The sequence below is a fragment of the Niabella ginsenosidivorans genome (assembly GCF_001654455.1).
Lineage (GTDB): Bacteria > Bacteroidota > Bacteroidia > Chitinophagales > Chitinophagaceae > Niabella > Niabella ginsenosidivorans.
In genome coordinates this window covers 1,569,391-1,595,056 of the sequence record NZ_CP015772.1, presented here as the reverse complement: position 1 = coordinate 1,595,056, position 25,666 = coordinate 1,569,391, and the positions used below count along the sequence as shown (strand labels likewise).

Genomic DNA, 25,666 nt, shown 5'->3' with positions numbered 1-25,666 from the left:
TTTTAAATCATGAACAAAATCAAAAAGTACCCTGTCCAAAATCTTGGGTATAATTTTATACCCGATGAATACTTACCCGAAGGAAAAGATGAATATTATATCCGTTTTCAGCAGAATTCCGCAACAGACTATCGCTCCCTCACCCGTCAGGAGATCGCTATTTTAAAATCAAACGGTAATCGCTCAGACAACTGGGCGCAGGTGCTGGTAAGAGAAGGCATTGACATCTTATTGATCGAAGAATGCACTTTTTTCGGATTGGTTCGTATCGGAAAGCTGGAGCCGTATTTTCTGGAGTTCAGCCAGCTGAGAACTCCCGTTGGGCTGTACCGCAGCCTGATTGTCAGCTGCGATATCGGCGATAATGTTTCCATCAATAATGTGCGTATGCTGAGCCATTATATTATTGAAGATGAAGCTATCCTCATTAATGTAAACGAAATGTCCTGTACTTCCCACAGCAAGTTTGGAAACGGGATCGTAAAAGACGGCGAGCCGGAAGAAGTACGCATCTGGTTAGAGCTCTGCAATGAGAACGGGGGAAGAAAAGTAATTCCTTTTGACGGCATGCTGCCGGGCGATGCCTGGCTCTGGTCAAAGAACCGGGCAAATAAAAAACTGCAGGAAGCTTTTAAAGCTTTTACTGATCAGAAATTTGGCACCTACCGCGGCACTTATGGCACCGTTGGCAAAAGAAGCGTCATAAAAAACACGCACATCATCAAAGATGTAAAAATCGGCAGCGATGCCTATATAAAAGGTGCCAATAAATTAAAGAATCTTACCATTAACTCCAACGAAAACGCCAAATCGCAGATCGGTGAAGGATGTGAGCTGGTAAACGGGATCATGGGCGCAGGCAGCAGGGCCTTTTATGGCGTAAAAGCTGTCCGTTTTATACTGGCGCCCTTTTCACAGCTGAAATACGGAGCCCGGCTGATCAATTCCTACCTGGGAGAAAACGCAACTATTTCCTGCTGCGAAGTATTGAACACTTTGCTGTTTCCGGCGCATGAGCAGCATCATAACAACTCTTTCCTTTGCGCATCCCTGGTAATGGGGCAAAGCAATATTGCCGCCGGGGCCACCATTGGCTCTAACCACAATTCACGCGCTGCGGATGGTGAACTGCAGGCAGGGCGCGGCTTCTGGCCGGGACTTTGCGTAAGCCTGAAGCACAATTCAAAATTCGCTTCTTTTACCATGATCGCTAAAGGCGATTACCCGGCAGAGCTGAATATACCAATGCCCTTTTGTCTGATCAGCAATGATGTTCATAATGACCAGTTGCTGATCATGCCGGGGTACTGGTTCATGTATAACATGTATGCCATCCTGCGCAATGAGCGAAAATTTGCAGACAGGGACCGGCGGAAAGAGAAAGAACAACTGCTGGAATATGACTTTCTTGCGCCCGATACAGTCAATGAAATCTTTACAGCGTTACGCCTGCTTTGTCTCTATACCGGGAAGGCATTTTATCAGGCCAGTAAAATGATAGGCAGCGATAAAGATTTTGAACAAAAAGGAAAAGAACTACTTGATAAACAGGCGCCGGTGGTATCCCAGTTAGAGATCATTGCAGCAGGGATGGAAAACGCGCACCGTCCGGTGCTCCTTATAAAAGTGCAGCAGGGGTACCAGCTTTATAAAAAAATGGTGGCGTATTATGGAAGCTGTCTTTTAATAAATCATTTGCAGCAGTCGGGCGATATCAACATTGCTGCAGTGCAACAGCTTTTTGAGCAGGCCGGTAAAAGAAAAAAATGGAGCAATGTCGGGGGGCAGCTGATCCAGGACGCAGCAGTAGAGCAGCTCATCGATATTATCACATCAGGCAACGCTACCGGCGGCTGGCACACTGTGCATGAATTTTACAGGCAGGAAGCAGCTAAATATCCGCTGCAAAAGCTGCTGCATGGCCTTAGCGCCCTTATGGAAATAAAGGAATTCCGTCCAACGGATGTCAATAAACAACTTTTAAAAATACTGATGCACGACGCCATTGAAATGAAAGAATCCATCGCGCAATCGGTTTACACTTCCAAAATAAAGGACTATGAAAACCCGTTTCGCAAAATGGTATACAGTTCCACGGAAGAAATGGAGCAGGTCATCGGGAAATTAAAGGACAATCAGTTTATCAATGAACAACTGGCAGAAACGGAAGCTTTTAAAAAAGAAGTCGGGCAACTGATCCACTCATTAGCCTAATATGGCATTAACCGCCGTGCAGGAAATACCGTATGCTTTCCATTCCGATACGGGGTAACTATAATTCAGGGCAGGAAGGAAAATGTCAGCCGGTGCCCTATTTTTTCAGCTCTTCCTTCCCGGCCTCATAACCGGCCCGGGCAGCATTGCTTATTTTTTTGGCGCTTTCTTTTACGGCTTCAATCCCCTGCTGGGCCTTATCCTTTGCCTTGCTGCCCAACGCCAGGGTGCGGTCTTTTACTTTACCGGCGGCATCGCGGATATCCGATCTCAGGGAATCACCAAGGCTTCTTAATGATGAATCAACATCTTTACCCGCTTCAGTTACGCTATCAGAAACAGCTTTTGCGGTGCTATCTGTTATCTTGCTAATAGAATCGGTGGTCAGGGAGTCCTTGCGCCCCTCTCCATCCGCAGTTGATGAAAGGTTACAGGAGACAATGCCAAAAGCAATCGCCATTGCTAAAATACCCAATATCCTTTTCATAGTTGTTTATTCATTTTGGATTAATACCAGGGAACAGCATTTAGTAACCCATTTATTAAACGGTTGATTTATTTTTTCCTGAAAAACAGCCGTACAGAAACGCCGGTAAAGTTAAAATGTTTCCGGAGCTGGTTTTCAAGATAATTCCGGTACGGTGTTTTAATATCGTCAGGGAAATTGCAGAAAAAAGCAAAGGAAGGAACAGCCGTAGGCAATTGGGTTACAAATTTGATCTTTACAGCATGCCCTCTTACAACCGGTGCATGATGCGCTTCAACAGCTTTCAGCATTACTTCATTAAGCTTGCTGGTAGATATCCTGCGCTGTCGGTTCTCATATACTTCCAGGGCAATTTCAATGGCTTTGAAGATCCTGGTTTTTTCAGTTGCAGATACAAACAGCACCGGCACGTCATTAAAAGGAGCGAGCCGTTTCTTCAGGGTATCTTCATATTCTTTAGCAGTATTGGTTTGCTTGTTCTTAACCAGGTCCCACTTATTCACCAGCAGCACAATCCCCTTCCCTTTTTTTGCAGCCAGGCTGAAAATATTCAGATCCTGCGCTGTCATCCCTTTTTCAGCATCCAGCAGCAATAAACAAACATCTGCCTCATCCATCGCCTTGATGGCGCGGATAACGGAATAGAATTCCAGGTCTTCATGCACTTTGGCTTTCCTCCGGATACCGGCAGTATCAATCAGCACAAATTCCTTCTGAAATAGATTATAATGGGTATGGATGGTATCGCGGGTGGTACCTGCTATATCGCTTACAATGGTTCGCTCCTCACCTACCAATGCATTCAGCAGGGAAGACTTGCCCACATTGGGTTGACCAATGATAGCAAATTTCGGAAGCTGTGCCAGGCGTTCATCTACATGAGCATCGTCAGTCATTAACGCGGTAACGGCATCCAGCAGTTCCCCCGTTCCGCTTCCGCTTGCAGCTGCAATAAAGAATACATTGTCAAAACCCATGCTATAAAACTCGGTGGCTTCCAGCATCCGCTCATTATTGTCTACCTTATTGACCACAAGGAAAACCGGTTGGGTACTTTTCCTCAGCACCCTCGCCATTGAATCATCCAGGTCTGTAATGCCGGTAGCAGCATCCACCATAAACACAATGACGCTGGCCTCCTCAACAGCTACCAGCACCTGCTTGGCAATCTCTCTTTCAAAAACATCATCGCTGCCATGCACAAACCCTCCGGTATCAATAACATTAAACGTTTTCCCGTTCCACTCGCTGATGCCATACTGGCGATCGCGCGTAACACCGCTTACATCATCCACAATTGCTTTCTTCTGTTCCAGCAAACGGTTAAAGAGTGTGCTCTTTCCTACATTGGGCCTCCCTACAATGGCTACAGTAAAATTCATTTTTTTTATTTTTTAGTCGGCTGTTGTGCTTCGCTCATCTTTCTTGCCACGCTCGCTTGTGCACCGGTGCATGATGCGGCTTTTTGCTTCGGGAACCCGGGGGCGAAGGATTTTTTCGCATCTACACTTCATCGGCCCGGTCTGCAATTTCCTGCTGAACACCAGCAATAAATTCCTCAACCGTTTTTGTTCCGGCATCTCCCTTACCCTGGCGGCGAACAGCCACTTTGTTATCATTCACCTCTTTTTCACCAATAACCAGCATATAGGGTATTTTCATCAGTTCGGTATCACGGATCTTTTTACCTATTTTTTCATTCCGCTCATCAATTTCAGCACGGATGCCGGCCTTGCGCAATGCCTTATGCACTGTTTTGGCATAATCGAAGAACTTCTCGCTGATCGGTAATAACTTTACCTGCACCGGTGCCAGCCATACAGGAAATTTACCGGCATAATGTTCCAGCAAAAATCCTATAAAGCGTTCGTGTGTGCCTAATGGTGCACGGTGAATGATGAGGGGTATTTCCGGTTCATTATGCTGGTTGGTAAAGCTTAAATGAAACCGGCGCGGCTGCGCAAAATCTACCTGGTTGGTGGCCAGTGTAAATTCGCGCCCGATAGCGCTCCAGATCTGCACATCGATCTTCGGGCCATAAAAAGCTCCCTCTCCTTTTACTTCCACATAGGGAATGTTGGATTCTTTCAGCACATTCCTTACCAGGTCTTCGGTTTCCTGCCATAATTCGGGTTCATTTACATATTTCTGCCCCAGTTTTTCGGGGTCATGCAGCGATAAACGCATGACGTATTTTTCAATACCAAATATTTTAAAGTATTTTAAATACATATCGTTCACGGCCTTAAACTCTTCAGCAAACTGCTCCTTGCTGCAATAGATATGCGCATCATTCATATGCAGGCACCGTACGCGCATCAACCCAAACAGCTCCCCGCTTTGTTCATAGCGGTAGCAGGTGCCATACTCCGCCAGGCGATAAGGCATATCGCGGTAGCTTTTGGGCTCCGCATCAAATATCTTATGGTGATGCGGGCAGTTCATCGCTTTCAGGTAATACTTTTCCCCGTCTACATCCATTGCAGGGTACATGCTGTCTGCATAATAAGGCAGGTGGCCACTGGTCAGGTACAGGTTTTCTTTAGCAATATGCGGTGTTACCACCCGCTTATAGCCGGCATCTTCTTCAGTTTCCTTTGCCAGCCGTTCCAGTTCCTCTATCACTACTGCGCCGTTAGGCATCCACATGATCAGCCCTGCGCCCACATCATCATTGGTGGTATAAATGCCCAATTCTTTCCCCAGTTTCCGGTGATCACGCTTCTTTGCTTCTTCCAGCATATGCAGGTATTCATCCAGCTCCTTCTGGTTCGGAAAGCTGATGCCATATACGCGGGTAAGCATTTTATTTTTTTCATCTCCTTTCCAGTAGGCGCCGGCAACATTGGTTAATTTAATAGCTTTAATGATGCCGGTGCCCGGAATATGCGGCCCCCGGCACAGGTCCGTAAAGTTTCCCTGTGTGTAAAAGGTAATATTGCCGTCTTCCAGGTTCTGAAGCAGATCCAGCTTGTATTCATCGCCCTTTTCAGTAAAATAATTTACAGCGTCTGCTTTTGAGATCTCCTTACGTATATAAGGGTTATTTTGCTTTGCCAGCTCATTCATCTTTTTTTCCAGAACACTTAAATCCTCTTCAGAAAGTTTCCGGTCGCCCAGATCCATATCGTAGTAAAAACCGCCTGTTTCCAGTGGCGGTCCTACCCAGAATTTTACCCCCGGAAAAACAGCCTCAACCGCTTCGGCCATCAGGTGCGCGGTAGAATGCCAGAATGCTTTTTTACCACCAGCATCGTTCCAGGTAAGCAACACCACATTACTGTCTTTATGAATTGGCCGCGTTGCATCCCAGATCTCACCATCAATAGCGGCGGCAATTACCTTCCTTGCCAACCCCTCAGAAATCGACTTTGCTACATCAAGGGCAGTTACACCACTTTCATACGCGCGCTTAGCTCCGTCCGGAAATGTTATTGTAATCATATTCATTAAAATTCAATAAAATAAGTTTGCAAAATTAGCAAACTATCACCAGTACGCAAAAACACAAAAAAAGAGCTGCTTCCGGGGGGTATTGTTAACAATTTTGGCAATTCGGGGTTATAAATGAAAGCTCTGGCATGGTTTTGCCGGATTTTAACAGGCGGGCGGCAGACAAACAGTTACAGATCTTTAACGCAGTAATCCCTGGTGAGCATACGGGCACCGGGAATCTAAAAAATAAGCACATGAAACATTTAATCTTTTCTGCATTGGCCCTGCTTGCAGGCATGCAACTGGTAAACGCACAAACCGGATGGAATATCGGCGACCGTGCAGCTATCGGCCATTCGTGGATGGTAGGTAACCGGCCGGACGACAGTAAGCGCAAATTTCATATCTCCTTTGAGCTGGGGCGCGTAGCCACCTATAATTTCAGTGATAATGTGGGTGTTGGATTTGGCACTTATTTCAGCAGCCAGGGAGGTAGCTATGAGTTACAGAACAATTCCAAAGTTATTGCAAGGGCCAACTATATTAAAATTCCGGTATTTGCCAGTTTTGTTTTTGGCGCTGTTGAAAACAGGGTTCGCCCCAGGTTAACGGTTGGCCCCTCCGTTCAGTTCCTCGTAGGTGGCAAGACCTTTGCAAAAAATGATGATGATGCATTTGCAGGAGTTTATACAACAAAGGCGATGAATACAAAAATTGACGCCGGCGCCAATGCATCCCTGGGCCTTAACATCCGCGTATGCGATGGATTTTATATCAATAACGACATTAATTATTATCACGGGTTTGTTGAACAGAAACCCAATAACGCGTCTGAAAGCCCCTCTTATACAAACAGGGGGTTATACCTGAGCATGGGCATGCAAATAAACGGCCAGGCAATGAAGCAATGGAAACAGAAGATGATGAAACATAAAAACAGGGATTAAAAAGTGGAAATTCAAAATGGTATATACGATTTAGAATCTTTAACGTTCTAAAATGAAATATTTTGTAAATTTGAAATAGTGAATCGTCAGGCAAATAGAACTTTGAATATATCTATCTCAGATACTGAATATAATCAGTTCGGACTTAAAAAAGATAAATTAAGTTTTGGTGAATTATTGAAACTAAATTTAAGAAGATCAGTCGGGCTGGCAGAAAGATACAATTTCTCCAAAATCTCAATGGAGGAAATATCTGATGAAGTTAAGGCGGTAAGAACAAATGCAAAAAATCGTAATTGATACTAATGTTGTTGTTTCTGCTTTAATTCAAAAGAGTTACCCGTTTTTTGATTATTGATGCACTTTTTCTTGAAAGTAAAATCCAGATCCGCATTTCAGAACAGTTGATTCAGGAATATTTCGAAGTTCTGTTAAGACTCAAATTTGCTCGTTTTCCGGACCTTACAAGAAAGGCAAAGAGTATTCTGATTGAAATCGGAATAAGAGCCGGCTTATATAAGCCCCGTATTAAATTAAACATTATTTCTGATAAAGACGATAATATGATTCTCGAACTTGCCGAAGAAAGTGGTGCTGACTTTATGATCCCTGGGAACACAAATGATTTTACAATTGCTCAATACAAGAGCACTAAAATTGTAACACCAAAAAATTATTGGGAACGTTATAAACCTGAATAGATGTATAGCGCGGCATCACTTATTTATCTTTACAAAAAAATGTCCGTTCGCTTCCTGCTAATTTTTCTTTTAGGTATCCCCTCCCTGGCCTGCGCACAAGTCTTAGAGATACTGGAACAAGGCAAGCCTTCCAACCTCCGGGGCATAGGCATTTACAAAAAAACCGTATGGGCAAGCGGAAGCAACGGGTATGTTGGCCGTTCTGATGACAATGGCCATACATGGGCCTGGCAGCAGGTAGCCGGCTATGAAAACAAAGATTTCAGAGACATACAGGTACTGGATAGCCATACTGCATTATTGATGGCTATTGAAAGCCCGGCGTATATTTTAAAAACGGCAGATGCAGGAAGTACCTGGAAAAAAGTGTATGAGAATAAAGACACATCCATGTTCCTGGATGCAATGGCTTTTGCAGATGCTCAGCAAGGATATGTTATCGGAGACCCGCTCGGCAGCCACTTATTTATGGCGGCAACAAAGGATGGCGGCAATACCTGGGGGCCTGTTACTAATTCATTTCCCCCCTTATTAAAAGGAGAAGCATTTTTTGCAGCCAGTGGTACCAACATTGCCGTTGACACGCATCAGCTATTCCTGGTCAGTGGTGGAGCACAATCAAGATTGATGACTAAGGGTCAGGCTTTACGACTGCCCATTATGCAGGGCACTGAAAGCACAGGTGCCAATAGTATAGGCATTTTCAACAATAAGATAATGGTTGCCGGCGGCGACTTTTCCAATCCCCGCAGGAATGACAGTGTGCTGATCTTTAGCAACGATGGCGGAAAAACCTGGCAGCATCCAGCCCTACCCCCCGGGGGCTACAGGAGCGCCGTGGCGGCAGTTGATCAAAATACCTGGATCACCTGCGGCCTCACGGGTGTGGAAGTATCTAAAGACGGAGGCCTCACCTGGCAACAGCTTTCCGTTGAAAGCTTTAATGCAATAAGTATTAATAAAGCAGCAAGAACCGCCTTTCTGGCCGGTTCCGGAGGCAGAATTGCTAAAGTCGTTTTCTGATACTCCGGCAAAGATCAGCTAAAAAGAACGGGACCCGTTTGATCGGGCCCCATTATCAAAACATAATCGGAAAATTCTTCAGTTTAGTTCTTAATATCGTTGGTTACATCTTTTACCTTATCGCCAACTTTATGCGCCCCTTTCTTAATAGCATCACCGGTTTTATGAGCAGCTTCTTTTGTAGCTTCCACTCCTTTTTCAACACCGGTTTTTGTTGCGTCTGCGGCTTTCTCTAAGCCTTTCTTTGTAGCATCTGCCGCGTTGGACACCCCTTCCTTGGTTTTATCCCATGCATTACTTATTGCCCCGCCTGTTTTATCAAAGAAATTTCCGGATCGGTTTACATATTCACCGGTATCCAGGGTGATTGTCTTACCTTCTTTATTTTTAACTTCACCGTTCGGCTTGATCACCGTACCGTTATCCAGTTTAATTTCCTTATCGGCAACAACCCAGTTACCATTTGTAAAAACATAAATCTTACCATCATCTTTTTTTATAATGTCGCCTTCTGCATATTCAACAGGCGGGGGAGTTACGGCATTGCTATCTACCACAACCTGTGGTGCAGCAGTGGAGTCTGTTGTTGCTTCTGTGGTCTTTGTTTCAGAACTGTTGCAGGCCATAAAAACTACTGCGGCTGCAGCTATACCCAAAATCTTTTTCATAATTTAAGTTCCTTTAATGATTTAATAATCAATCTGTAAATCAAATATACTGCCAACTATTTGTATACAAAGCAAAAAAGCGGCAAATAATGCCGCTTTTAACATTTTTTAATTTCCCATTTAGTCACCGCGCTGGCGTTCTTTTTTATCTACTATTGCACCTACACCTGCACCGGTAGCCGCGCCAATCACCCCTCCTACAACACCGCCTCCTAAACGGTTATGCTTGTTAGCCACAGCACCTATAACAGCACCTGAAGCAGCACCTACTATAGCTCCTTTGGCAGTGTGGCTCATGCCCTTCTTTTTAGGGGCCGGAGCCGGGGCCTGGGCTACAGAACCACCGGAATTATCAGAGGAATAGCTATTGTTGTCATTGCTTACACTGGCAGCACTACTGTGGTAAGTACCGCCGGTGGTACTTCTTGAACTGGAAGATGACGGGCGTGGTGCCGGGGCTGCGGCAGCCTGGTTCTGAGCCTGTTCCTGCTCCAGACGATTCCGAACCTCATTCTCCATTTTCCATTTTTGATATTCCGCCAGGCCCAATGTGTCCTGGGCTGGAATAGCTCCTGCATTATCTTCTTTTTTTGTATTGCGGCATGAAACAGCTACTAACAAAACCACTATCGCAATAAATGGTACTATCCTTTTCATAATTATACGTTTTAAACTTTGAATCAAAAATCCAACCTGAGTAACAGATAAAATTGTGCCAAATTCTGTTTCGTGGAGGTCTGCTTTTAAAACAGGAGCCTGCGCCCACCGTTTCAGATAAGACAGTTTCACTTTATGGTCAGCGGCTTAAAAACCTGTTAAACAATTGTTAAACGGGCCATAAAAAAGCCCCGCTCTGCATAGCCGGACGGGGCATTAAGATCTTAATTTGGATTTATTATTAAGCTATCATTTTTTCTTTACGCCTTTTTACCTGGTTCACTAAAGAATCAAATGCGTTCTCAAAAGATTCTTCAAAAGATTTACTGGTCGTTTTCACAAAGAAGCTGTGCCGGGGTACCTGCACTCTGATCTCTACGATCTTATCCTTTATATTGTGTACTACGTTGTCTAACTTCAGATAAACCACCGAGTCAATAATGCGGTCGTGAAACGTAGTGAGTTTTTCCATTTTACGGCTGATTGCATCCAGCAATTTCCTGTCAGCGTTAAAATTAACTGTTTGAATGTTCACATTCATGATAGTTGAATTTAAAAGTGAATAATCTTGATTTCCTTATTTCAAAGACCTGAAATACTCTTGCTTAAAGTTAATCAAAAAAGCAAACGGTTCCCAAAAAATAATTGCTAATTTTTAGTTGATTTTTTTGCAGTGGTTACGCTTTCGGATGTGCATTTTTATACACATCCTTCAATTTTTCTATAGTATTATGAGTATAAACCTGTGTGGCAGCAAGGCTTGCATGGCCCAGCAGATCTTTTACAGCTTTTATTTCTGCCCCGTTATTCATTAAATGCGTTGCAAAACTATGACGTAACACATGTGGGCTTTTTTTGTCAAGCGTTGGAATAACAGAAAGGTATTTTTTTACCAGTAAATAGGCATACTTCGGATACAATTTTTTCCCTTTTTCCGTAACCAGCAATTCCACAGGCAATTGGGCAAACTGTTTCCTTTTTAACCCCATATATTCATTAATGGCATCCAGTAAAACCTTGTTTAACGGTACAATACGCTCCTTATTGCCCTTGCCCAGTATCTTTACCTGTTTTCTGTAAAAATCCAGTTGGGTTTCTTTTAACTGGATCAGTTCACTTAAACGCATACCGGTACCGTAGAACAGGGCGATCAATAATTTTGCATTCAGCGTTTTCCAGTCTTCAGTAGCTCCGGATACTGTTTCATTCAGCAATAGCAGATCGTTTTCGTTTATAAATGACGGCAGGCGTTTGCTGACCTTTGGGGCCACTACTTTGAACATCGGGTTTTCCCCGATAGTTCCTGTTTTTATATGGTATTTAAAAAATGATTTTAAAGCAGATATTTTCCGGTTTATGCTTCTTGGAGTAATTTCCGCTTCCATCAGGCTGGCCAGCCAGCTCCGGACAATGGAGTAGGAAATTTCCTTAACAGGGAGCGTTCCCCATACCTTTGTTACAAAGCTTAAAAATTCATTGAGGTCAGAGGTATAGGCAATGACTGTATGTTTGGAATATCTTTTTTCAAACTGAAGATAACTGATAAATGCGGCTATATGGTCTGAAAATGTTTTTTGCATAAAAAAACCCCGGGAAACCCGAGGTTACAATATTATACAAAAATATAAAATAGTTATAATTCTATTTTTCCACTGGCGATCTGTTGCTTATAGATTGCCTTTAAACGCTGCATACGACTCTTGACAGATGGCTTTGTAAAATGCTGACGTTCACGCAGTTGAAGTAGAGTTTTTGATTTCTCAAATTTCTTCTTGTACTTCTTTAAAGCTTTGTCAATGTTCTCGCAGTCCTTAGAATCAATAATTAACATAAATATTTTATACCTCCTTTGGTAGTTTTTTTGAGGTGCAAAGATAGTATTTTTCTCATAAAAACTCAAATCCCGCTTATTTTTTTTAATTCCCGGGAAATCAGGTTCCGGCAACTGCCCGTTTTTAATAGGAAACTTCTTTATAAACGCACCTGCCTGCATACCTGCCTGAAATTTCCAAGAAGGGCTATGCTATTTCATGTATTTATGAATGAAAAATTTCATGTACGTTTGATCTTATGTTTACAGGTATTATAGAAGCAACAGGAACTGTAGTGTCCTCCGATAAAAATGGCACCAATCTCACTTTTACTATTGAAAGCACTATTTCAAATGAATTAAAAGCAGATCAGAGCGTGAGCCATAACGGGGTTTGCCTTACTGTAGAAAAGGTGGATGGCAACCGGCACCAGGTAACGGCCATAGCGGAGACCCTGGATGTCAGCAATCTCAGCAACTGGCAGTCGGGCACTATTGTAAACCTTGAGCGCTGTATGACCCTGAGCGGGCGCCTGGATGGTCATATTGTGCAGGGGCATGTAGACAGCACCGGAATATGCACCTCAGTTGTTGAAAAGAACGGGAGCACGGAATTTACGATTGCATTTGACGCAAAATTTGCTCAGTTAGTTATTGAAAAAGGCTCCGTAGCAGTAAACGGCATCAGCCTTACTGTTTTTAATGTTACTGAAAACAGCTTTACCGTTGCCATTATCCCTTATACAATGGCGCACACCAATATGCAGCAGCTACAAACAGGTGATAAAGTAAACCTGGAATTTGATGTGATCGGGAAATATGTATTAAGGCACCTGGGCACAGGCATCAGCTGACCTTGTTGCGAAGGCTTAAAAAAGGCTGCTCTATAAAATGCCAGGATAAATACGCCAGCGGAGTGCAGATAAGCAGGGTAAGGAAAAGCAGCACCTGCGGCTGAAGGTCATTATTAAATAGGGCAATTAATGACTGCTGCACGGGAAAAGCCAGCACATACAGCCCGTAAGTAATATCGCCCTTTTTGGCCACTTGTGAAAAGAGCGTTTTTTTATTCCCTATTAACAAGGTAAGGAACGGTAAAAGATATAAAGTTGCAAAAATGGACTTCTGCACAAAAAAATACACCACAGCAACAATTACAATAGTTGCAAAAGAATTGATTTTGGAAAAGGGGAACTTAAAAAAATAAAACAAAGCGCTGTTAAAAAACAGAACATAATACTGCATTCTGTAGGCATCAAAAAAGTGTGAACCCAGCCCGCCAATATGATAATAATACAACAGATAAATAATATTTAACAGGACTACAAATGCAGCAAAAAGATTTTTCCGCGCCTTTTTCAAGAAAAGAAAAGGAACCATAATCAAATAGGCCCTCTCTTCCAAAACAAGCGTCCATAAAGACCCGTTAACACCGCTTTCTGCAATATTGCTTTTAAATACACCGGGCAAACTATATTGAATACCGAATACAGGAAAAACGGTTCTGAAATACTGCCAGGTAGCGCTGCTTCTAAAATAATCACTGATGCTGAGCTTGGTAAATACCGGGCCTAAAATAAAAACCGTCATCAGGCAAACAACAACCAGCAAAGGCTGGATCCGCAGCACCCGTTTCCATAAGTAATTTGCTATTGAAGTAGACCTGTCAGCGCTTTTTGCAATAAGGTAGCCGCTTACTGTAAAAAACATGCCCAGTATGATCACTGACAGATTTATTTTTTCCCGTTGCAGGAGGTCATAGGAATGCAGATAAGCGATCCCAACAGCGCCCAGTATCCTTAAAAAATCAAACGAGTTCGTATACCTGCTATCAGACACTTGCATTTCAGTAAACGTTTATAAAGACAGCAGGCAGCAACAGCACTCCTACCGCATCAGGTACATTTTTCCGTAACCTTTATTAAAATATTTGTCGGTATTATCTTCTGCCGCTTTGTACTTATCCAGGCTTTTGCCGTTCAGGTTTGTAATAACGCGGTACAGGTAAACGCCGTTTGCCAGCTTTTGCCCGTACTGATCTGTGCCATCCCATTTAAACTCCGTAATATTCCTGCCGATGTGCAGTGGACCTAACTCTGCTTTGGTGATCTCCCTGACGATCTTCCCTGTTATGGTAAGGATCTGTATCCGGATGTTTTGCGGAACTTCAGATCCGGTTAAGGTAAATACAAACGCGGTTGAGGTAGTAAAAGGGTTCGGATAATTCAGCATATTGGAGATCATTGGTTTGCTGATGACCTGGAACGCTATCTTATACTGGATATTACCGGCGGTATTGCCGCTTTCATCTTTGGCGGCAACCATCAATTCATAATTGCCATCGCTCAGCTGCGGTTTAAAATTCATGGTAGCTGTGTTGCTGCCATTCTGCCCCGCAGGCGTAAACACCAGGGTATCTGTGCCGGCTGCATACGTTTTAATGCTGCCATCAGGAAACCGTAACTGCACCCTGATCAGGTCCGGGTCATTCAATAACAGGTATCTTGCATTATCCGATAATTTTATAAGCACATCCGGCTTACTGGATACAATATCGCTATTCAGAATGTGGATGCCGTCAAAGGTCACGTCCATATAAGGGTTGGTAGTATCTCCTTTTACATAAAAGCTCTTATAAAGAAAATTATTGAAAAGGTACTGCTCCGGCTGTGCATTATCTGGGTTAAAATTTACCAGCAGCGTATTATTGCCGGCATATTTCCGGGTAGCTAATGGTACGGACAGCTTTATGGTATCTCCGGCAACCAGTGCTTTCTGGCTGGGCACCGGTATCACCGTTTCCACGTTATTCCTGTCGCGGACGCTCAGGCTCACCTTTATGCTATCAAAATTGTAATTGCTGACGTTCTTAAAGGCAACGCTGAAATTCAGCGGCTCTCCTATCTCCAATGTATCCTTGGCAGACAGGTTCAGGTTGGGGGCTATTGCGCCTTCGGGAACCGGCGTGTAATATAAGCGCAGGTAGCTGAGCTGGTAAGGCGTCAGATTAACCGTATCGGCAACAGAGGCCCTGATCTTTAGCTGGGGATATTGTGCTGCATTGATGTCTGACAGATCTGCTTCTTTATTTGCAACAAGGCCCTTCACCGTTTTTAATAAGGTAGCTGCGCCTGAATTACCAATGCCATACACATCAAAAGACAGCTGGTCATTGGAGTTTGCTTCCAAAGCCTGTCCTTCCCAGATGAACTTATTCCAGGATCTGGCAGGCCCCAATACAGGTGTTTCAAAGCTGCCCGTACGGAGGGGCGCCTTTACATCGATCGTTTCATTCAGTTTATCATTTTGCGTGCTGCCCACCAGTTCTTTAAGCGGTTTGCCCGATCCTTTCTGTAAGAAAAGAATGAACGGCAGATTCGTCTTTATTTCATTCAGCACACTAACTCCTTCTTTAAGCAACTTATGATACAGGGTGTTGCCGGCTCCGTAAACCGCCTCGTCAGCCAACCATTCTGAAGGCGCCACATTGGGCAGCATGGCGCTGTTTGCAACAATTACATAGAACCCTTTAGGAATGGAATCCATAAAATCCATTACATTTTTTCTCTGTTGTGGCGTTTGCACCTTAAACTGAAAAAATGTGGGGATGGTATTGCTTTGAGCTGGCACCGGCCTTACGCTTCCAAACCTGCCCGAAGTACCCAGGTCAGCATTATCCCATGTACGCATCCGCCTGTTATCAATAACATAAAAGCGCAGGGTATACGTATTCACATTATTGCTGCCGCTAAACGGGCTCAGCATCCATCCCTGTGCAGGAATATCATTAATACGCAACTGCATATCAGAGGCTGCACTTACATTTGGAAAGAAACCATGGGTCACTGTTATACCGGTAATTGTTGAATCAAAGTGCAATAACCGGTCGCTTTCTTTAAATTCCAGTTGGGAAAGATTCCACTTTAATTGCTGGTAATAGTGCGATTGGTTGAAGCCTGTTTGGCCTCCTGGCAGATAAATAAACGAAGAGCTGTTCCAGCGGGGTTGCTCATTATTTTCGGGTTTGCTGGCTACCCTCCAGTAATAAACCGTATTGTTTCTTAAACCGCCTCCGGGCACAAACTCCAGCACACCACCGGTACTGGTTTGCGTTTGCGCTGTTTTTAAAGGGGAATTAAACAGTGCAGTTGTGTCCATTTCCATAAGATAGGTGCGGGATGTGGCCAGTGGGTTGGCAGTTGACGCCTCCAGCTTTAAACCGGTCTGGTTTACAATGGCATAATCATAAGGATAGACAGGGCGTATCTCGTCTTCATAAATATAAATATCCTTTACCAGCTTGTTATTGGTCTCATTCAGCTCTGATATTAAATTCTCCGGATCTATTGAGATGCTGATTTTATTTTGCCCCTTATCCTTAACGGGATCTATGGGAACGGTATATACCAGCGAATCTGCAAACCGTATCGGGCTCAGGGTATCTCTTTTAAAAACGGCAACAGACTGATCCGGATAGGTCCGCTTTAATTCAATAATCACTTTTTGATTGACTGCTTTGCCTAAATTGTTGATTTTTATAGCAATCGTAAACTTGGATTCGGCAATGGAAATAAAAGCCGGGTTTACATTTACAGAAGCGTCTTCAATAGCGTAATCGGGTCGTGCAAACTGGTATAACCGGATAGCGGGGTCTCCGTTTATGAGATACTCTTCGCACTGTGCCCGCTGCAGGAAATCATTCTCTCCTTTAATTCTGTAAACTTCTTTAATAGTGTTCAGCATTAAATCGCCAACCGGTTTTCCATAATCATTTCCAGAGAGCAGCGTGTAAAATTTTGTATTGTAAAAATCCAGCGTTGAGACGTAACCGATACTTGTACCGGCCAGCAGCCCGATGCTTCCCCTGTTTTTTGCGAGAACATATTTCTCCGATATTGTTGTAATTGCTGAAACCCTTGATGTTTCATATCCAAAAATATCTCCTGCTGAGCAGCCCATCATATTAAAGACCGGGTATTTGCCCTGGTTGGAATAATTGGAGGGGTTTTCCAGGTTAAAGGAAAGCGTTGATGAAGAAGAGTGCCCAAAGTAGGTTAAGAGCGCAGCACCTGAATTGATCCTGTTAGCCAGTAAGTCTGCCAGAGTTGCCTGGTTCGAAGTATTGTCATTCTTAACAAAGCTTTCCACCTGCGCGCCATATAAAGTATCTTCTATAATGGCACGGTGTTGTTGCAGCAATCCGGCCAGCAGGCCAATCGTTGCATCATCGCTTGCACCCACAACATGGATAACTGATTTCTTCCATTCACTTTCCTCAATTCCGGGCGGCGTATTCTTTAAGGCCTGTTCATATTCTTTTATTTTTTGCAGGTAATCTGTCAGTTCATCGCCGCTGATGACCGATAGCCGGCCAATAGGTGTAAGCGGCTGTGAACTGCTGCCTTCTGCGCTTAACAGCACATCTGAGCCCGGGTAGCCAAAAGTAGGCACCAGGTTCAATTGTGCCAGCCCTGTCTGCAAGCCGGCTGGCGATGCCCAGGAAGCTATATAGTTTACTCCTTTTCCAATAAGAAAGGCCGCTTTGGGCGGTACAGTAAACTTTGCCCTTGCAAACCGCAAAAAATTCCGCACGCTTAGAATGCTGTATCGGGTACCATAGGCAAACTGATCGGTCAGTTGATCCATCAGGTAAGTTCTGGCATTATAACTTCCTCCTTCCGGAGAAGAACGGTAATTCTGGTAATCCTGTACAGGTGTTGTGCCGTTGCTGCCGTTCAACAGGGAACGATCCGTTATTATAAGATAATTTCCCTGGTTGTTGGCCGCTGCGTAATTAACAAAATTTCTTGGTATCAGAGAGGTCACCTGCTTTATGTTACCGGTAGCCTGGCCGGACAGCACCAGTTGCTGTTCGTTTCCTGTGGCGGGCAAAAAAAGCTTTACTACAGAAGGAGTGCTTATATCTGCCAGGTATCGCCTGCCATTATTCAGGTCATAAAGCACAGGAGCTCCGCCAGAGTAAGAAAAATTGGTGATTTCCAGGTAATACCCGGTAGACCTTGCCGGCAAGGTAAATTGAAAACTACCTGCTCCGCCAAAGTTAAATTTTCGCGCATACCTGGTTCTGATTACAGCCACACGCATACGGCTGGGATCAGTGCCTTGGGGCTGGTTTATAACCCGGAAATTTTCGGTGGCGCCATTGAGCATGGAAGCGGGCAAGGCCTTACTGAGCTTCAGGTAATTGAACCCGGAAAGAACACTGTCGAATACAATACTGTTATTTACAGAAAGCTGTGCCCGTCTTGTAGCGGCATTACTGCCTACAACATTCATCTGGATATTCATATCAGGAGCGCCAGCGCCGGAATAAGGGTACAGGGTTAAAGCCACAGACCGGCCAGCACCACTACTGATTTCAGTTGATGCCCATCCTTTTCCTCCTTCAAATGATGAAGTATACAATGTACCTGTGCCTGTGCCCTGAGAGGGCCCGTAATGCAACTGCTCATTAAAATCCACAACGGATGTGTACATAAAATAAGGCTCCGGCGCTACTCCCGCCGGGATATTATTGGCGGTTGACACCAAACGCTTATTTACTCCTGAAGGATTAACGGTAAGAAAATAAGCAGCCGAATCAGAAAACAGGCTTTTGCTGTCTGATAGTTGTTGATCCGGCGTCCGGTACAGTGCATTGTCTGCCTTTCCATCATTCATCTGGCCCCAGAACTCAATATAATCATCTGCACCCAGCGTACCTGTTTCCTTGCTGACATAGATCGGAACTTCTGTACCATTGCGCCATAACTGAAACCGGGAGGCATCTGTGCTTCCCAGGTTTGCTGCTGCAAGTGTGGCTCCATAAATACGGTATAGCCCGTTGCTGGCTATATTGAACTTGTAATAGGTTTTGCTGTAATCGATCCATTCATTATTGTATTGCTGGGCAGCACCCGCAAGCGACAGGAACAGGTATATGATTAAAAAAAATCTTTTCATTACAAATACGCTTGACATGCCACTAATTATTTTTCCGGTTTCTTCTGAAATCCATCTTCAGCGAAAATACGTGCGTGAACAGCGGGTTAGACTGATTTGCCAGGTTGGTAAAAGCATAATCAACCATTATCATTTTTATTTTGAACCCAACGCCTACACTTGGCTGGAAGATCCATACCTTTTTTTGATTCAGGGTATCTCCATCGGCAAGCCCTTGCTGAAAATTGTTCACTCCCCCTCTTACAAAAAGTATATTTTTATAGCTGTACTCTACTCCCAGTTTGGGATCGATACTTATAGGGTTCCCGCTGATCAGCGTATTTCTTCTGCCGTCAAAGGTCATATCAAAATTGGTCTCCGCAAGTAAATTGGATTTCTTGCCGATCGGGAAATTACGTGCAGCGCCAAGAATCAGCCTCGGTGAAGTCAGTTCAGTAGACTTTACCGGGATATCATTTTTAGTAAGATACAACACCTCTTTTTCTTCATCTGTAAAATTGAATGACCAGCTGTTGAAAGTGGTGGTAATGTCCCTGCCAACAATGCCAAACATCCATTGGTCTTTAACGATCTGCAAACCCGCATCCAGTCCGAACCCCCAGGCTTTTGCAAAACTGCCCACACTCCGGTGAATGATTTTTGCATTTACGCCGAAATTGATGCGCTGGTTTTCCGTTTTTTTCAGGTTTTGCGAATACGACAACAGGAAGCCATAGTCTGCCGATGAAAAAGATTTGATATTGTTATAATTCAGAGAACCATCCGGCTGTACCAGGAACAATGTATTCATGATATCATCTACTGCAAAACGCAGGGCTGTAACGCCCAGGGTTCTTTTGGAGCTGGTGGTTGGAAGGGTTACATTCAGGTAATCATATTTTCCAATGCCATCAAAATATTCAGAGTGCATCAGGTTTACCTGTATATCATCCTGAACATTTACCAGGCCTGCAGGGTTCCAGTAGCCGGCCGTTCCATCCTGTACCGAAGCTACCTGCGCGCTTCCCATACCCAGGCCCCGCGCACCGGCACCTATGTTCAGGAACTCATTGGAATATTTGCGGAACTGGGCTTCAGCATAAGCAGCAATCAAAAAAAACAGCAGCAAAAAGCCCACTTTCAATGCCTTCATGGATAAAGTAAACAGTTTAGGGTCGTTAAATTTTCTTATAAGTACAATTTCCAGGTGCTAAATTAGCAAGAAAATATTAACAACGGGGACTTTTTCGACGAGACAGCCGTTTTCCCGGATCAACAGCGGACCGGTAAAAAGGAGGTTTCTTAAGCGGAATGGCTTAACTTTGCGGCTTTTATAAACGGGCATAGCAATGAATCTTATAGCAGAACTGAAATGGCGGGGTATGATCCAGGATATAATACCCGGAACCGTGGAACAATTAAACAGGGAAATGACCAGCGGGTATATTGGTTTTGATCCTACTGCAACCAGTCTGCATATTGGCAGCCTGGTTCCTATTTTGCTACTGGTGCACCTGCAAAAAGCCGGGCACAGGCCCGTTGTGCTTATCGGCGGTGCAACCGGAATGATCGGTGATCCCAGTGGCAAAAGCGAAGAACGTAACCTGTTAACCGAAGAAGCACTGGCGGCAAATGTAGCCGGCATTAAAAGCCAGTTGGAGAAATACCTCGATTTTACGTCATCAAACCCCAATGCGGCAGTAATGGTCAATAACTATGATTGGTTTAAAGACATTCGCTTCCTGGATTTTTTGAGGGATGCAGGAAAGCATATTACTGTAAACTATATGATGGCTAAAGACAGCGTAAAAAAACGTCTGGAGGGCGAAGCAGGCATCAGCTATACGGAATTTGCCTACCAGCTGATGCAGGGCTACGACTTTTACCATCTGTATACAACACAGAACATCAAGCTGCAAATGGGCGGCAGTGATCAGTGGGGAAATATTACCACAGGCACTGAATTCATCCGCCGAAAAGCGGGAATGGAAGCCTTTGCCTTTACCTGCCCGCTTATCCGGAAAGCGGACGGTACCAAATTTGGCAAAACAGAAAAAGGCAATGTATGGCTGGATCCTGAAAAAACATCGCCTTACCAGTTCTACCAGTTCTGGCTGAACACCAGCGATGAGGATGCTGCATCCTGGATCCGGATCTTTACCTTTCTTGATCAGCCGGTCATAGAAGCGCTGATCAGCGAGCACCTTCAAAACCCGGCAGAACGTTTATTACAAAAGACCCTGGCCAGAGAGATCACAAGCTTTGTGCACGGCACCGATGAATATAAGAAGGCCGTTGCCACAACAGAAAAATTGTTTGCCAACCAATCCGGTCCGGTCCATGAAATGAGCATTGAAGACCTGGAGGGATTGGAAGGTGTGATTACCATAGCCGTTTCAAAAGCCGGTCTTGATAAAGGCATTGATATCGTCTCGCTGCTGGCAACCGTCAAAGTAGCGCCCAGTAAGGGCGAGGCCCGTAAATTAATACTGGGTGGGGGCATCAGCATAAACCGGGAAAAAGTTACTGATGTGCAACAGCAGGTTACTGCTGCGCAACTGCTGCATAATAAATACATCCTTTTGCAAAAAGGTAAAAAGAACTATTACCTGATTACAGTTCAATAAAGTTTTATTAAATGGAGGGTCCTGCACCATCGCTCCCCGGCAGAGGCGCGCGCCTGAGAATCAAACTAATACCATTTACATTAAAAGAACGCTGTCATCCAAAGTAAACTATTGGTGGCCCAAATCAATGAAGCGATGACACCCTTCTTAAGGGTTGCCCTGAAGATGTCATCCCGGCTTGTTCCGGGGTCTGTTTTTGTTTCAGCGTTTGTTGAGCGATACTATATATAGATACTGAAATACCCGTCCGACCGGAATGAGCGGGGGAATCTCTCTGATAATACAGAGCTCCCTTTCCCTTGATGCAATTTAACCTAAATGGTATAAAAACCTGTTTCATATTACACCAGTATCCCATGCCGGCGCTTGCAGGCTTACCATATAGAACCGGCCCCGGAAAAACCGGGGCCGGGCTCTACACTTTAAATTATGAAAAACTATAGACTACCCAACTCTTTATCTTCTTCCATCACCGCGGCTGCCTCTGCTTCCTTCACTGCGTCCTCCCCCGCCTCTTGATGCATCAGACCTTGCCGGAGCGCTTCTCTGTACCTGCTGGCGCTGTTGTATTTGCTGCTGGCGTTGCGCCTGTACCTGCTGCTGACGCTGCTGCATTTGTTGCTGACGCTGCTGGCGTAATTCATTATTCCGTTGTGTCTGCATCTGCTGCTGGCGCTGCATTTGTTGATTGCGTTGCTGAGCCTGCTGACGCTGTATCTGTGCCTGCTGGTTCCGTTGCTGCATTTGCTGCTGGCGTGCCTGGTCGTTACGCATGCTCATTTGTCGTTGACGGTCCTCTTGCTGCCGGGCATTTGTCTGCTGCTGGCGTTGCGCCTGTACCTGCTGATTCCGTGCATTCGCCTGTTGCTGACGATTTACAGACTGCTGTTGGCGTGTATTATTCACCTGCTGCTGGCGCTGGTTTCTGGCGCTGTTATTCACAGCACTTCTACCCGCATTGCTGTTTGCTCTTGCATCGGAACGGTTGTACTGCTGTACTGTTCTTGGAGCATACCTTGTATTGGTCGTTGTTCTTTGCACGGCAGGACGGTAAACGGAAACAGCTCCCCTGCCCACTGAAGTACGGCCCGGCCTGTTGGCATCTCTTACACGTACACTTTGAATACGGCCTGTATATCTTTCTACATCTGTACGGCGGGGGCCATTGACATAGTAACCTCTTCTTCCGCCACCCCGGTTGCCGCCATAATAGTTGTTAATGATAGTGGTTCTGTTAATGATGGTGGTATTGTTTCTGTAGGGGTAGTAATACCGGCTGATATAAGGCGAATTCATATAACGCCCCGGAGCAAATGTCCAGTAATCATACGGAGGGTTATAGCTTCCGATACCGATGCTGATACTGATACCCGGACGCAACGGTGCCCATCCATAATAATCGCCGCCACCGCGCCAGGCTACCCATGCCGGAGACCATTCATAGCCAGGTACCCACATCCATCCGTAAAAGGAATCATAAAACCATCTGCCGTAGTGGAACGGTGCCCAGCCCCAATCATAATCAGAGGCCCACATCCAGTCATACTCATCTGAATAAACCCAGTGCCCGCCTGTAGCATACGGCCGGAACCCTGCATCCACACGGGGACGCCATGCATAGCCATAATCCGGGTAATCTACCCACTCACCATAAGGGCTCAGCTCATCATAGAACGTTTGGAAATTAATGCTTGCCCCAACGCTCACCTGAGCTGTTGCCCTTTGGGAAACAGCCATGGCCAGTGCCAGAAACAAGCTGAAGCTGATTGTGGTAATTAGACGTTTCATTTTAAATACTTTTATTTTATTTGAGCTAAAATTGTTTCTTTTGAAAAGACAAGATATCTGTTGCTTGCATTTTCTGATTAATAGACGGATATTCGTTTTACGGGTTGCGGATACACCCCGCAAACTAACAATAGTTAAGAAAACTTTATGTAAAAATTGTTAACATTTTTATTATCACTATTTTTATTTTCTGAATCACAGACTTTTAGATAATTATTTTGAAAGATTATTATAAAATATTAGGCCTCACCCCTTCTGCCAATTTACAGGATATAAAAAACGCTTACCGCAAACTTGCACATCAGTATCACCCAGACAAAAATCCTTCCAATAGTTATGCCGAAGCCCAGTTTCAACTGATAAAAGAAGCCTATACCACTCTTATCACTCCCGAATTAAAAGAGGCTTACCTGCAGGAACGATGGCTGCATAAAACGATGGGAAGAGGCATGGAAGCGCCGGCAGTTACTCCTCCGCAGCTCCTCAATAAAGTGTTAGCAGCGCACCGGGCCTTTTTGAAAATGGATGCATACCGTGTAGATAAAAAAGGAATTTTCCGGGAACTGGCCGGTCTGATCAATGAGGAAAAGATCGAGCTCCTTAACCGGTTTGACGAGGAAGCGATCAATAATGAAATAATAAAATGGATGACGGAAAGTATTTTCCTGATCCGGTACCGGGATCAGCTAATTGTTCTGGATCAATTAAAAAAAATACAGGCAGGCAGCAGTGCACAGCTCCTCATCTGTCAAAAACAAAAGGAGATCCGACAGGCCATTTTATGGGCGCGTGCTCAGCCGGTTTTGCTCCTTCTGATAATTATCCTACTTTGCATAATAATTGCCCGTTCTTTATAAAAACGCAGGCGCATAACCTCCAATTTAAAACCATACCAACATGTTTCCTATAGGAGATGATAATTCAAGTCGCACTATAACGCCTTATATCAACTACCTGCTGATTGCACTGAACATCTTTGTATTCATTTTTGTACAGGCTCTGGGAACGAATCCGTACATCATTGCCGGTTTTTCTACAGTTCCTGCGGAGATCATCAGCGGGCAGGATATAGTTGGAAACGGGCTTGGTCCTACTCCTGTTCCTGTTTATGCCACCATTATCACTTCCATGTTCATGCACGGCAGCATTGCGCATATAGCGGGGAACATGCTTTACCTGTGGATCTTCGGAGATAACCTGGAGAATGTGATGGGGCATTTCAGGTATCTTTTATTTTACCTTATCTGCGGCGTTCTTGCTTCTCTTAGTCATGTGTTCGTTGCAGCGCTGCTGGATAACGGCCTGTTTGTGCCAAGCCTCGGGGCATCCGGTGCAATATCCGGTGTGCTGGGTGGCTATCTTATATTATTTCCTAAAAACAGGGTGCGGATATTTGCGCTTCCCTTTATTTTCAGGGTGCCAGCCGTCATTACACTTGGCCTCTGGATCCTTACGCAGATCGTCAGTCAGTGGAATTCTATTCACGGGCAGGAAGATACAGGTGTTGCGTATGCTGCTCATATAGGAGGTTTCTTTGCAGGTATTTTTTTAGTGCGGTCGTTTGCAAAACGATCGGCAGTTTTCCAGGGTTAAGAAAAATCCGGCTCCCGTCCTTCCAGCCAGCTTTTAAAAGAGGCTACCCGTTCTCTGCTTACAATCGTATCGGTAGTGCCAATATCCGGGTTTAATTGTAAAATGAGCCTGTTATTGTAATAGCTATTGATCCGGGTTATGGCGTCAATACTTATGATCATTTTCCGGTTAATACGAAAAAACAAGGTTCTGTTCAGCATTTTTTCCATCTGGTCTAAAGAATAATCCAACGGGATCTTTTTTCCTGCATGGGTCATCACCTTTGTTATCCCGTCTGCATATGCAATACAGGCGATGTCTTTTGCTTTTACATAAACGATCTGATTATTTGCCCTGCCGATAAATCTTGTATTTTCCTGCCGGTAAAATGCCTCCGCTATCCTGGAAACATCAATAAAAGTATTTGCCTGATTTTTAAAATAGTGAAATTTGGCCAGCGCTCTTTCCAGCTCTGTCTTATCAATAGGCTTTAAAAGATAATCAATACTGTGCACCTGGAATGCCTGTAAGGCAAATTTATCATACGCCGTGGTAAATATGACAGGGATCTTAAACGTTACCTGCTGCAGCATTTCAAAACAATTTCCGTCAGAAAGCTGGATGTCCATAAAAACAATATCCGCCTTATTGCCATATTGTGACAGCCACTTAGCGCCCTCTTCAATTGATTCAATAACGGTCAGTACCTCTATGTCCGGAGCAGCCGTTTGCAGTAACTGTACCAGCCGGTCAGCGTTTAATTTTTCGTCTTCAAAAATGGCGACCTTCATAATT

Annotated in this window: 22 protein-coding genes; 9 read left to right on the top strand and 13 right to left on the bottom strand. The window is 44.4% G+C overall.

Going from position 1 to position 25,666, the window contains the following annotated elements; translation table 11 throughout:
• Window positions 1-9: 9 nt before the first annotated feature.
• On the top strand, window positions 10-2,214 hold the full coding sequence (locus A8C56_RS06640) for a DUF4954 family protein (RefSeq protein WP_067753625.1): 2,205 nt from the start codon (window positions 10-12) through the stop codon (window positions 2,212-2,214).
• Window positions 2,215-2,311: 97 nt separating this feature from the next.
• Here the strand turns inward: A8C56_RS06640 and A8C56_RS06635 are convergent, their stop codons facing one another.
• The 3 genes from A8C56_RS06635 to thrS all read right to left on the bottom strand — a co-directional run bounded on the left by A8C56_RS06635 (window position 2,312) and on the right by thrS (window position 6,145).
• The gene (locus tag A8C56_RS06635; RefSeq protein ID WP_067753622.1) at window positions 2,312-2,701 is read right to left on the bottom strand and encodes a hypothetical protein; all 390 of its coding nucleotides are present in this window, start codon (window positions 2,699-2,701) and stop codon (window positions 2,312-2,314) included.
• Window positions 2,702-2,769: 68 nt separating this feature from the next.
• Window positions 2,770-4,083, bottom strand: a complete 1,314-nt coding sequence (gene der, locus A8C56_RS06630) for a ribosome biogenesis GTPase Der (protein WP_067753619.1) — start codon at window positions 4,081-4,083, stop codon at window positions 2,770-2,772.
• 121 nt (window positions 4,084-4,204) lie between these two features.
• Complete coding sequence (thrS, locus tag A8C56_RS06625; RefSeq protein ID WP_067761695.1) at window positions 4,205-6,145, bottom strand: threonine--tRNA ligase; 1,941 nt, start codon at window positions 6,143-6,145, stop codon at window positions 4,205-4,207.
• A 245-nt stretch (window positions 6,146-6,390) separates the two neighbouring features.
• Here thrS and A8C56_RS06620 point away from each other — a divergent pair, with 245 nt between their 5' ends.
• From A8C56_RS06620 to A8C56_RS06610, 4 genes are all read left to right on the top strand, one after another.
• Window positions 6,391-7,083, top strand: a complete 693-nt coding sequence (locus A8C56_RS06620) for an outer membrane beta-barrel protein (RefSeq protein WP_067761693.1) — start codon at window positions 6,391-6,393, stop codon at window positions 7,081-7,083.
• A 78-nt stretch (window positions 7,084-7,161) separates the two neighbouring features.
• A complete protein-coding gene (locus A8C56_RS23830; protein ID WP_071609321.1) occupies window positions 7,162-7,383 on the top strand; it encodes a hypothetical protein in 222 nt (73 codons plus the stop codon).
• A gap of 47 nt (window positions 7,384-7,430) precedes the next feature.
• Window positions 7,431-7,784, top strand: a complete 354-nt coding sequence (locus tag A8C56_RS06615) for a putative toxin-antitoxin system toxin component, PIN family (RefSeq protein ID WP_067753616.1) — start codon at window positions 7,431-7,433, stop codon at window positions 7,782-7,784.
• Window positions 7,785-7,823: 39 nt separating this feature from the next.
• On the top strand, window positions 7,824-8,807 hold the full coding sequence (locus A8C56_RS06610; protein ID WP_067761691.1) for a WD40/YVTN/BNR-like repeat-containing protein: 984 nt from the start codon (window positions 7,824-7,826) through the stop codon (window positions 8,805-8,807).
• A gap of 83 nt (window positions 8,808-8,890) precedes the next feature.
• Here the strand turns inward: A8C56_RS06610 and A8C56_RS06605 are convergent, their stop codons facing one another.
• The 5 genes from A8C56_RS06605 to rpsU form a co-directional block, all read right to left on the bottom strand.
• Complete coding sequence (locus A8C56_RS06605; protein WP_084490063.1) at window positions 8,891-9,475, bottom strand: DUF6799 domain-containing protein; 585 nt, start codon at window positions 9,473-9,475, stop codon at window positions 8,891-8,893.
• Window positions 9,476-9,595: 120 nt separating this feature from the next.
• Entirely contained in the window at window positions 9,596-10,132 is a 537-nt protein-coding gene (locus A8C56_RS06600; RefSeq protein WP_084490411.1) for a YMGG-like glycine zipper-containing protein, read from the bottom strand.
• A 241-nt stretch (window positions 10,133-10,373) separates the two neighbouring features.
• Window positions 10,374-10,673 carry an HPF/RaiA family ribosome-associated protein gene (locus A8C56_RS06595; protein WP_067753612.1) on the bottom strand — a complete coding sequence of 100 codons (300 nt, stop codon included), beginning with the start codon at window positions 10,671-10,673 and terminating at the stop codon, window positions 10,374-10,376.
• Window positions 10,674-10,809: 136 nt separating this feature from the next.
• Window positions 10,810-11,712 (bottom strand): tyrosine-type recombinase/integrase, encoded by a 903-nt coding sequence (locus tag A8C56_RS06590; protein ID WP_067753609.1) that lies wholly within the window; start codon window positions 11,710-11,712, stop codon window positions 10,810-10,812.
• 53 nt (window positions 11,713-11,765) lie between these two features.
• Window positions 11,766-12,125, bottom strand: a complete 360-nt coding sequence (gene rpsU, locus A8C56_RS25460) for a 30S ribosomal protein S21 (RefSeq protein ID WP_245645786.1) — start codon at window positions 12,123-12,125, stop codon at window positions 11,766-11,768.
• 77 nt (window positions 12,126-12,202) lie between these two features.
• Here rpsU and A8C56_RS06580 point away from each other — a divergent pair, with 77 nt between their 5' ends.
• Window positions 12,203-12,796, top strand: a complete 594-nt coding sequence (locus tag A8C56_RS06580) for a riboflavin synthase (RefSeq protein ID WP_067753606.1) — start codon at window positions 12,203-12,205, stop codon at window positions 12,794-12,796.
• Here A8C56_RS06580 and A8C56_RS06575 read toward each other — a convergent pair.
• The 3 genes from A8C56_RS06575 to A8C56_RS06565 are packed head-to-tail and all read right to left on the bottom strand — an operon-like array spanning window position 12,789 to window position 20,037.
• Window positions 12,789-13,787 (bottom strand): acyltransferase family protein, encoded by a 999-nt coding sequence (locus A8C56_RS06575; RefSeq protein ID WP_067753602.1) that lies wholly within the window; start codon window positions 13,785-13,787, stop codon window positions 12,789-12,791. The two genes, A8C56_RS06580 and A8C56_RS06575, sit on opposite strands and share 8 nt — an antisense overlap.
• A gap of 42 nt (window positions 13,788-13,829) precedes the next feature.
• Window positions 13,830-18,923, bottom strand: a complete 5,094-nt coding sequence (gene porU2 / locus A8C56_RS06570) for a putative type IX secretion system sortase PorU2 (RefSeq protein ID WP_067753599.1) — start codon at window positions 18,921-18,923, stop codon at window positions 13,830-13,832.
• 4 nt (window positions 18,924-18,927) lie between these two features.
• Entirely contained in the window at window positions 18,928-20,037 is a 1,110-nt protein-coding gene (locus tag A8C56_RS06565) for a putative type IX sorting system protein PorV2 (RefSeq protein WP_067753596.1), read from the bottom strand.
• Between the two features lie 196 nt (window positions 20,038-20,233).
• On the opposite strand from A8C56_RS06565, the gene tyrS reads away from it, so the two are divergent.
• Window positions 20,234-21,511 (top strand): tyrosine--tRNA ligase, encoded by a 1,278-nt coding sequence (tyrS, locus tag A8C56_RS06560; RefSeq protein ID WP_067753593.1) that lies wholly within the window; start codon window positions 20,234-20,236, stop codon window positions 21,509-21,511.
• A 456-nt stretch (window positions 21,512-21,967) separates the two neighbouring features.
• On the opposite strand, the gene A8C56_RS06550 is transcribed toward tyrS, so the two are convergent.
• Window positions 21,968-23,299: a DUF6600 domain-containing protein gene (locus tag A8C56_RS06550; protein WP_157097893.1), complete on the bottom strand. Its 1,332-nt coding sequence runs from the start codon at window positions 23,297-23,299 to the stop codon at window positions 21,968-21,970.
• Between the two features lie 218 nt (window positions 23,300-23,517).
• Between A8C56_RS06550 and A8C56_RS06545 the strand changes: the two genes are divergently transcribed.
• Both A8C56_RS06545 and A8C56_RS06540 read left to right on the top strand, forming a co-directional pair.
• On the top strand, window positions 23,518-24,156 hold the full coding sequence (locus A8C56_RS06545) for a J domain-containing protein (RefSeq protein ID WP_067753584.1): 639 nt from the start codon (window positions 23,518-23,520) through the stop codon (window positions 24,154-24,156).
• Window positions 24,157-24,196: 40 nt separating this feature from the next.
• Complete coding sequence (locus A8C56_RS06540) at window positions 24,197-24,892, top strand: rhomboid family intramembrane serine protease (RefSeq protein WP_067753581.1); 696 nt, start codon at window positions 24,197-24,199, stop codon at window positions 24,890-24,892.
• Here A8C56_RS06540 and A8C56_RS06535 read toward each other — a convergent pair.
• Window positions 24,889-25,662, bottom strand: coding sequence for a LytR/AlgR family response regulator transcription factor (locus tag A8C56_RS06535; RefSeq protein ID WP_067753578.1), 774 nt, complete (start codon window positions 25,660-25,662; stop codon window positions 24,889-24,891). The genes A8C56_RS06540 and A8C56_RS06535 overlap by 4 nt on opposite strands.
• Window positions 25,663-25,666: the final 4 nt, after the last annotated feature.

What these genes read in the sequence shown, in the direction of transcription:
- porU2 (WP_067753599.1), bottom strand. Translation starts at nt 18,923, where the DNA reads ATGTCAAGCGTATTTGTAATGAAAAGATTTTTTTTAATCATATACCTG.
- A8C56_RS06595 (WP_067753612.1), bottom strand. Translation starts at nt 10,673, where the DNA reads ATGAATGTGAACATTCAAACAGTTAATTTTAACGCTGACAGGAAATTG.
- A8C56_RS06605 (WP_084490063.1), bottom strand. Translation starts at nt 9,475, where the DNA reads ATGAAAAAGATTTTGGGTATAGCTGCAGCCGCAGTAGTTTTTATGGCC.
- A8C56_RS06565 (WP_067753596.1), bottom strand. Translation starts at nt 20,037, where the DNA reads ATGAAGGCATTGAAAGTGGGCTTTTTGCTGCTGTTTTTTTTGATTGCT.
- der (WP_067753619.1), bottom strand. Translation starts at nt 4,083, where the DNA reads ATGAATTTTACTGTAGCCATTGTAGGGAGGCCCAATGTAGGAAAGAGC.
- A8C56_RS06575 (WP_067753602.1), bottom strand. Translation starts at nt 13,787, where the DNA reads ATGCAAGTGTCTGATAGCAGGTATACGAACTCGTTTGATTTTTTAAGG.
- thrS (WP_067761695.1), bottom strand. Translation starts at nt 6,145, where the DNA reads ATGATTACAATAACATTTCCGGACGGAGCTAAGCGCGCGTATGAAAGT.
- A8C56_RS06635 (WP_067753622.1), bottom strand. Translation starts at nt 2,701, where the DNA reads ATGAAAAGGATATTGGGTATTTTAGCAATGGCGATTGCTTTTGGCATT.
- rpsU (WP_245645786.1), bottom strand. Translation starts at nt 12,125, where the DNA reads ATGCAGGCAGGTGCGTTTATAAAGAAGTTTCCTATTAAAAACGGGCAG.
- A8C56_RS06590 (WP_067753609.1), bottom strand. Translation starts at nt 11,712, where the DNA reads ATGCAAAAAACATTTTCAGACCATATAGCCGCATTTATCAGTTATCTT.
- A8C56_RS06620 (WP_067761693.1), top strand. Translation starts at nt 6,391, where the DNA reads ATGAAACATTTAATCTTTTCTGCATTGGCCCTGCTTGCAGGCATGCAA.
- A8C56_RS06550 (WP_157097893.1), bottom strand. Translation starts at nt 23,299, where the DNA reads ATGAAACGTCTAATTACCACAATCAGCTTCAGCTTGTTTCTGGCACTG.
- A8C56_RS06540 (WP_067753581.1), top strand. Translation starts at nt 24,197, where the DNA reads ATGTTTCCTATAGGAGATGATAATTCAAGTCGCACTATAACGCCTTAT.
- tyrS (WP_067753593.1), top strand. Translation starts at nt 20,234, where the DNA reads ATGAATCTTATAGCAGAACTGAAATGGCGGGGTATGATCCAGGATATA.
- A8C56_RS06535 (WP_067753578.1), bottom strand. Translation starts at nt 25,662, where the DNA reads ATGAAGGTCGCCATTTTTGAAGACGAAAAATTAAACGCTGACCGGCTG.
- A8C56_RS06640 (WP_067753625.1), top strand. Translation starts at nt 10, where the DNA reads ATGAACAAAATCAAAAAGTACCCTGTCCAAAATCTTGGGTATAATTTT.
- A8C56_RS06580 (WP_067753606.1), top strand. Translation starts at nt 12,203, where the DNA reads ATGTTTACAGGTATTATAGAAGCAACAGGAACTGTAGTGTCCTCCGAT.
- A8C56_RS06600 (WP_084490411.1), bottom strand. Translation starts at nt 10,132, where the DNA reads ATGAAAAGGATAGTACCATTTATTGCGATAGTGGTTTTGTTAGTAGCT.
- A8C56_RS06610 (WP_067761691.1), top strand. Translation starts at nt 7,824, where the DNA reads ATGTCCGTTCGCTTCCTGCTAATTTTTCTTTTAGGTATCCCCTCCCTG.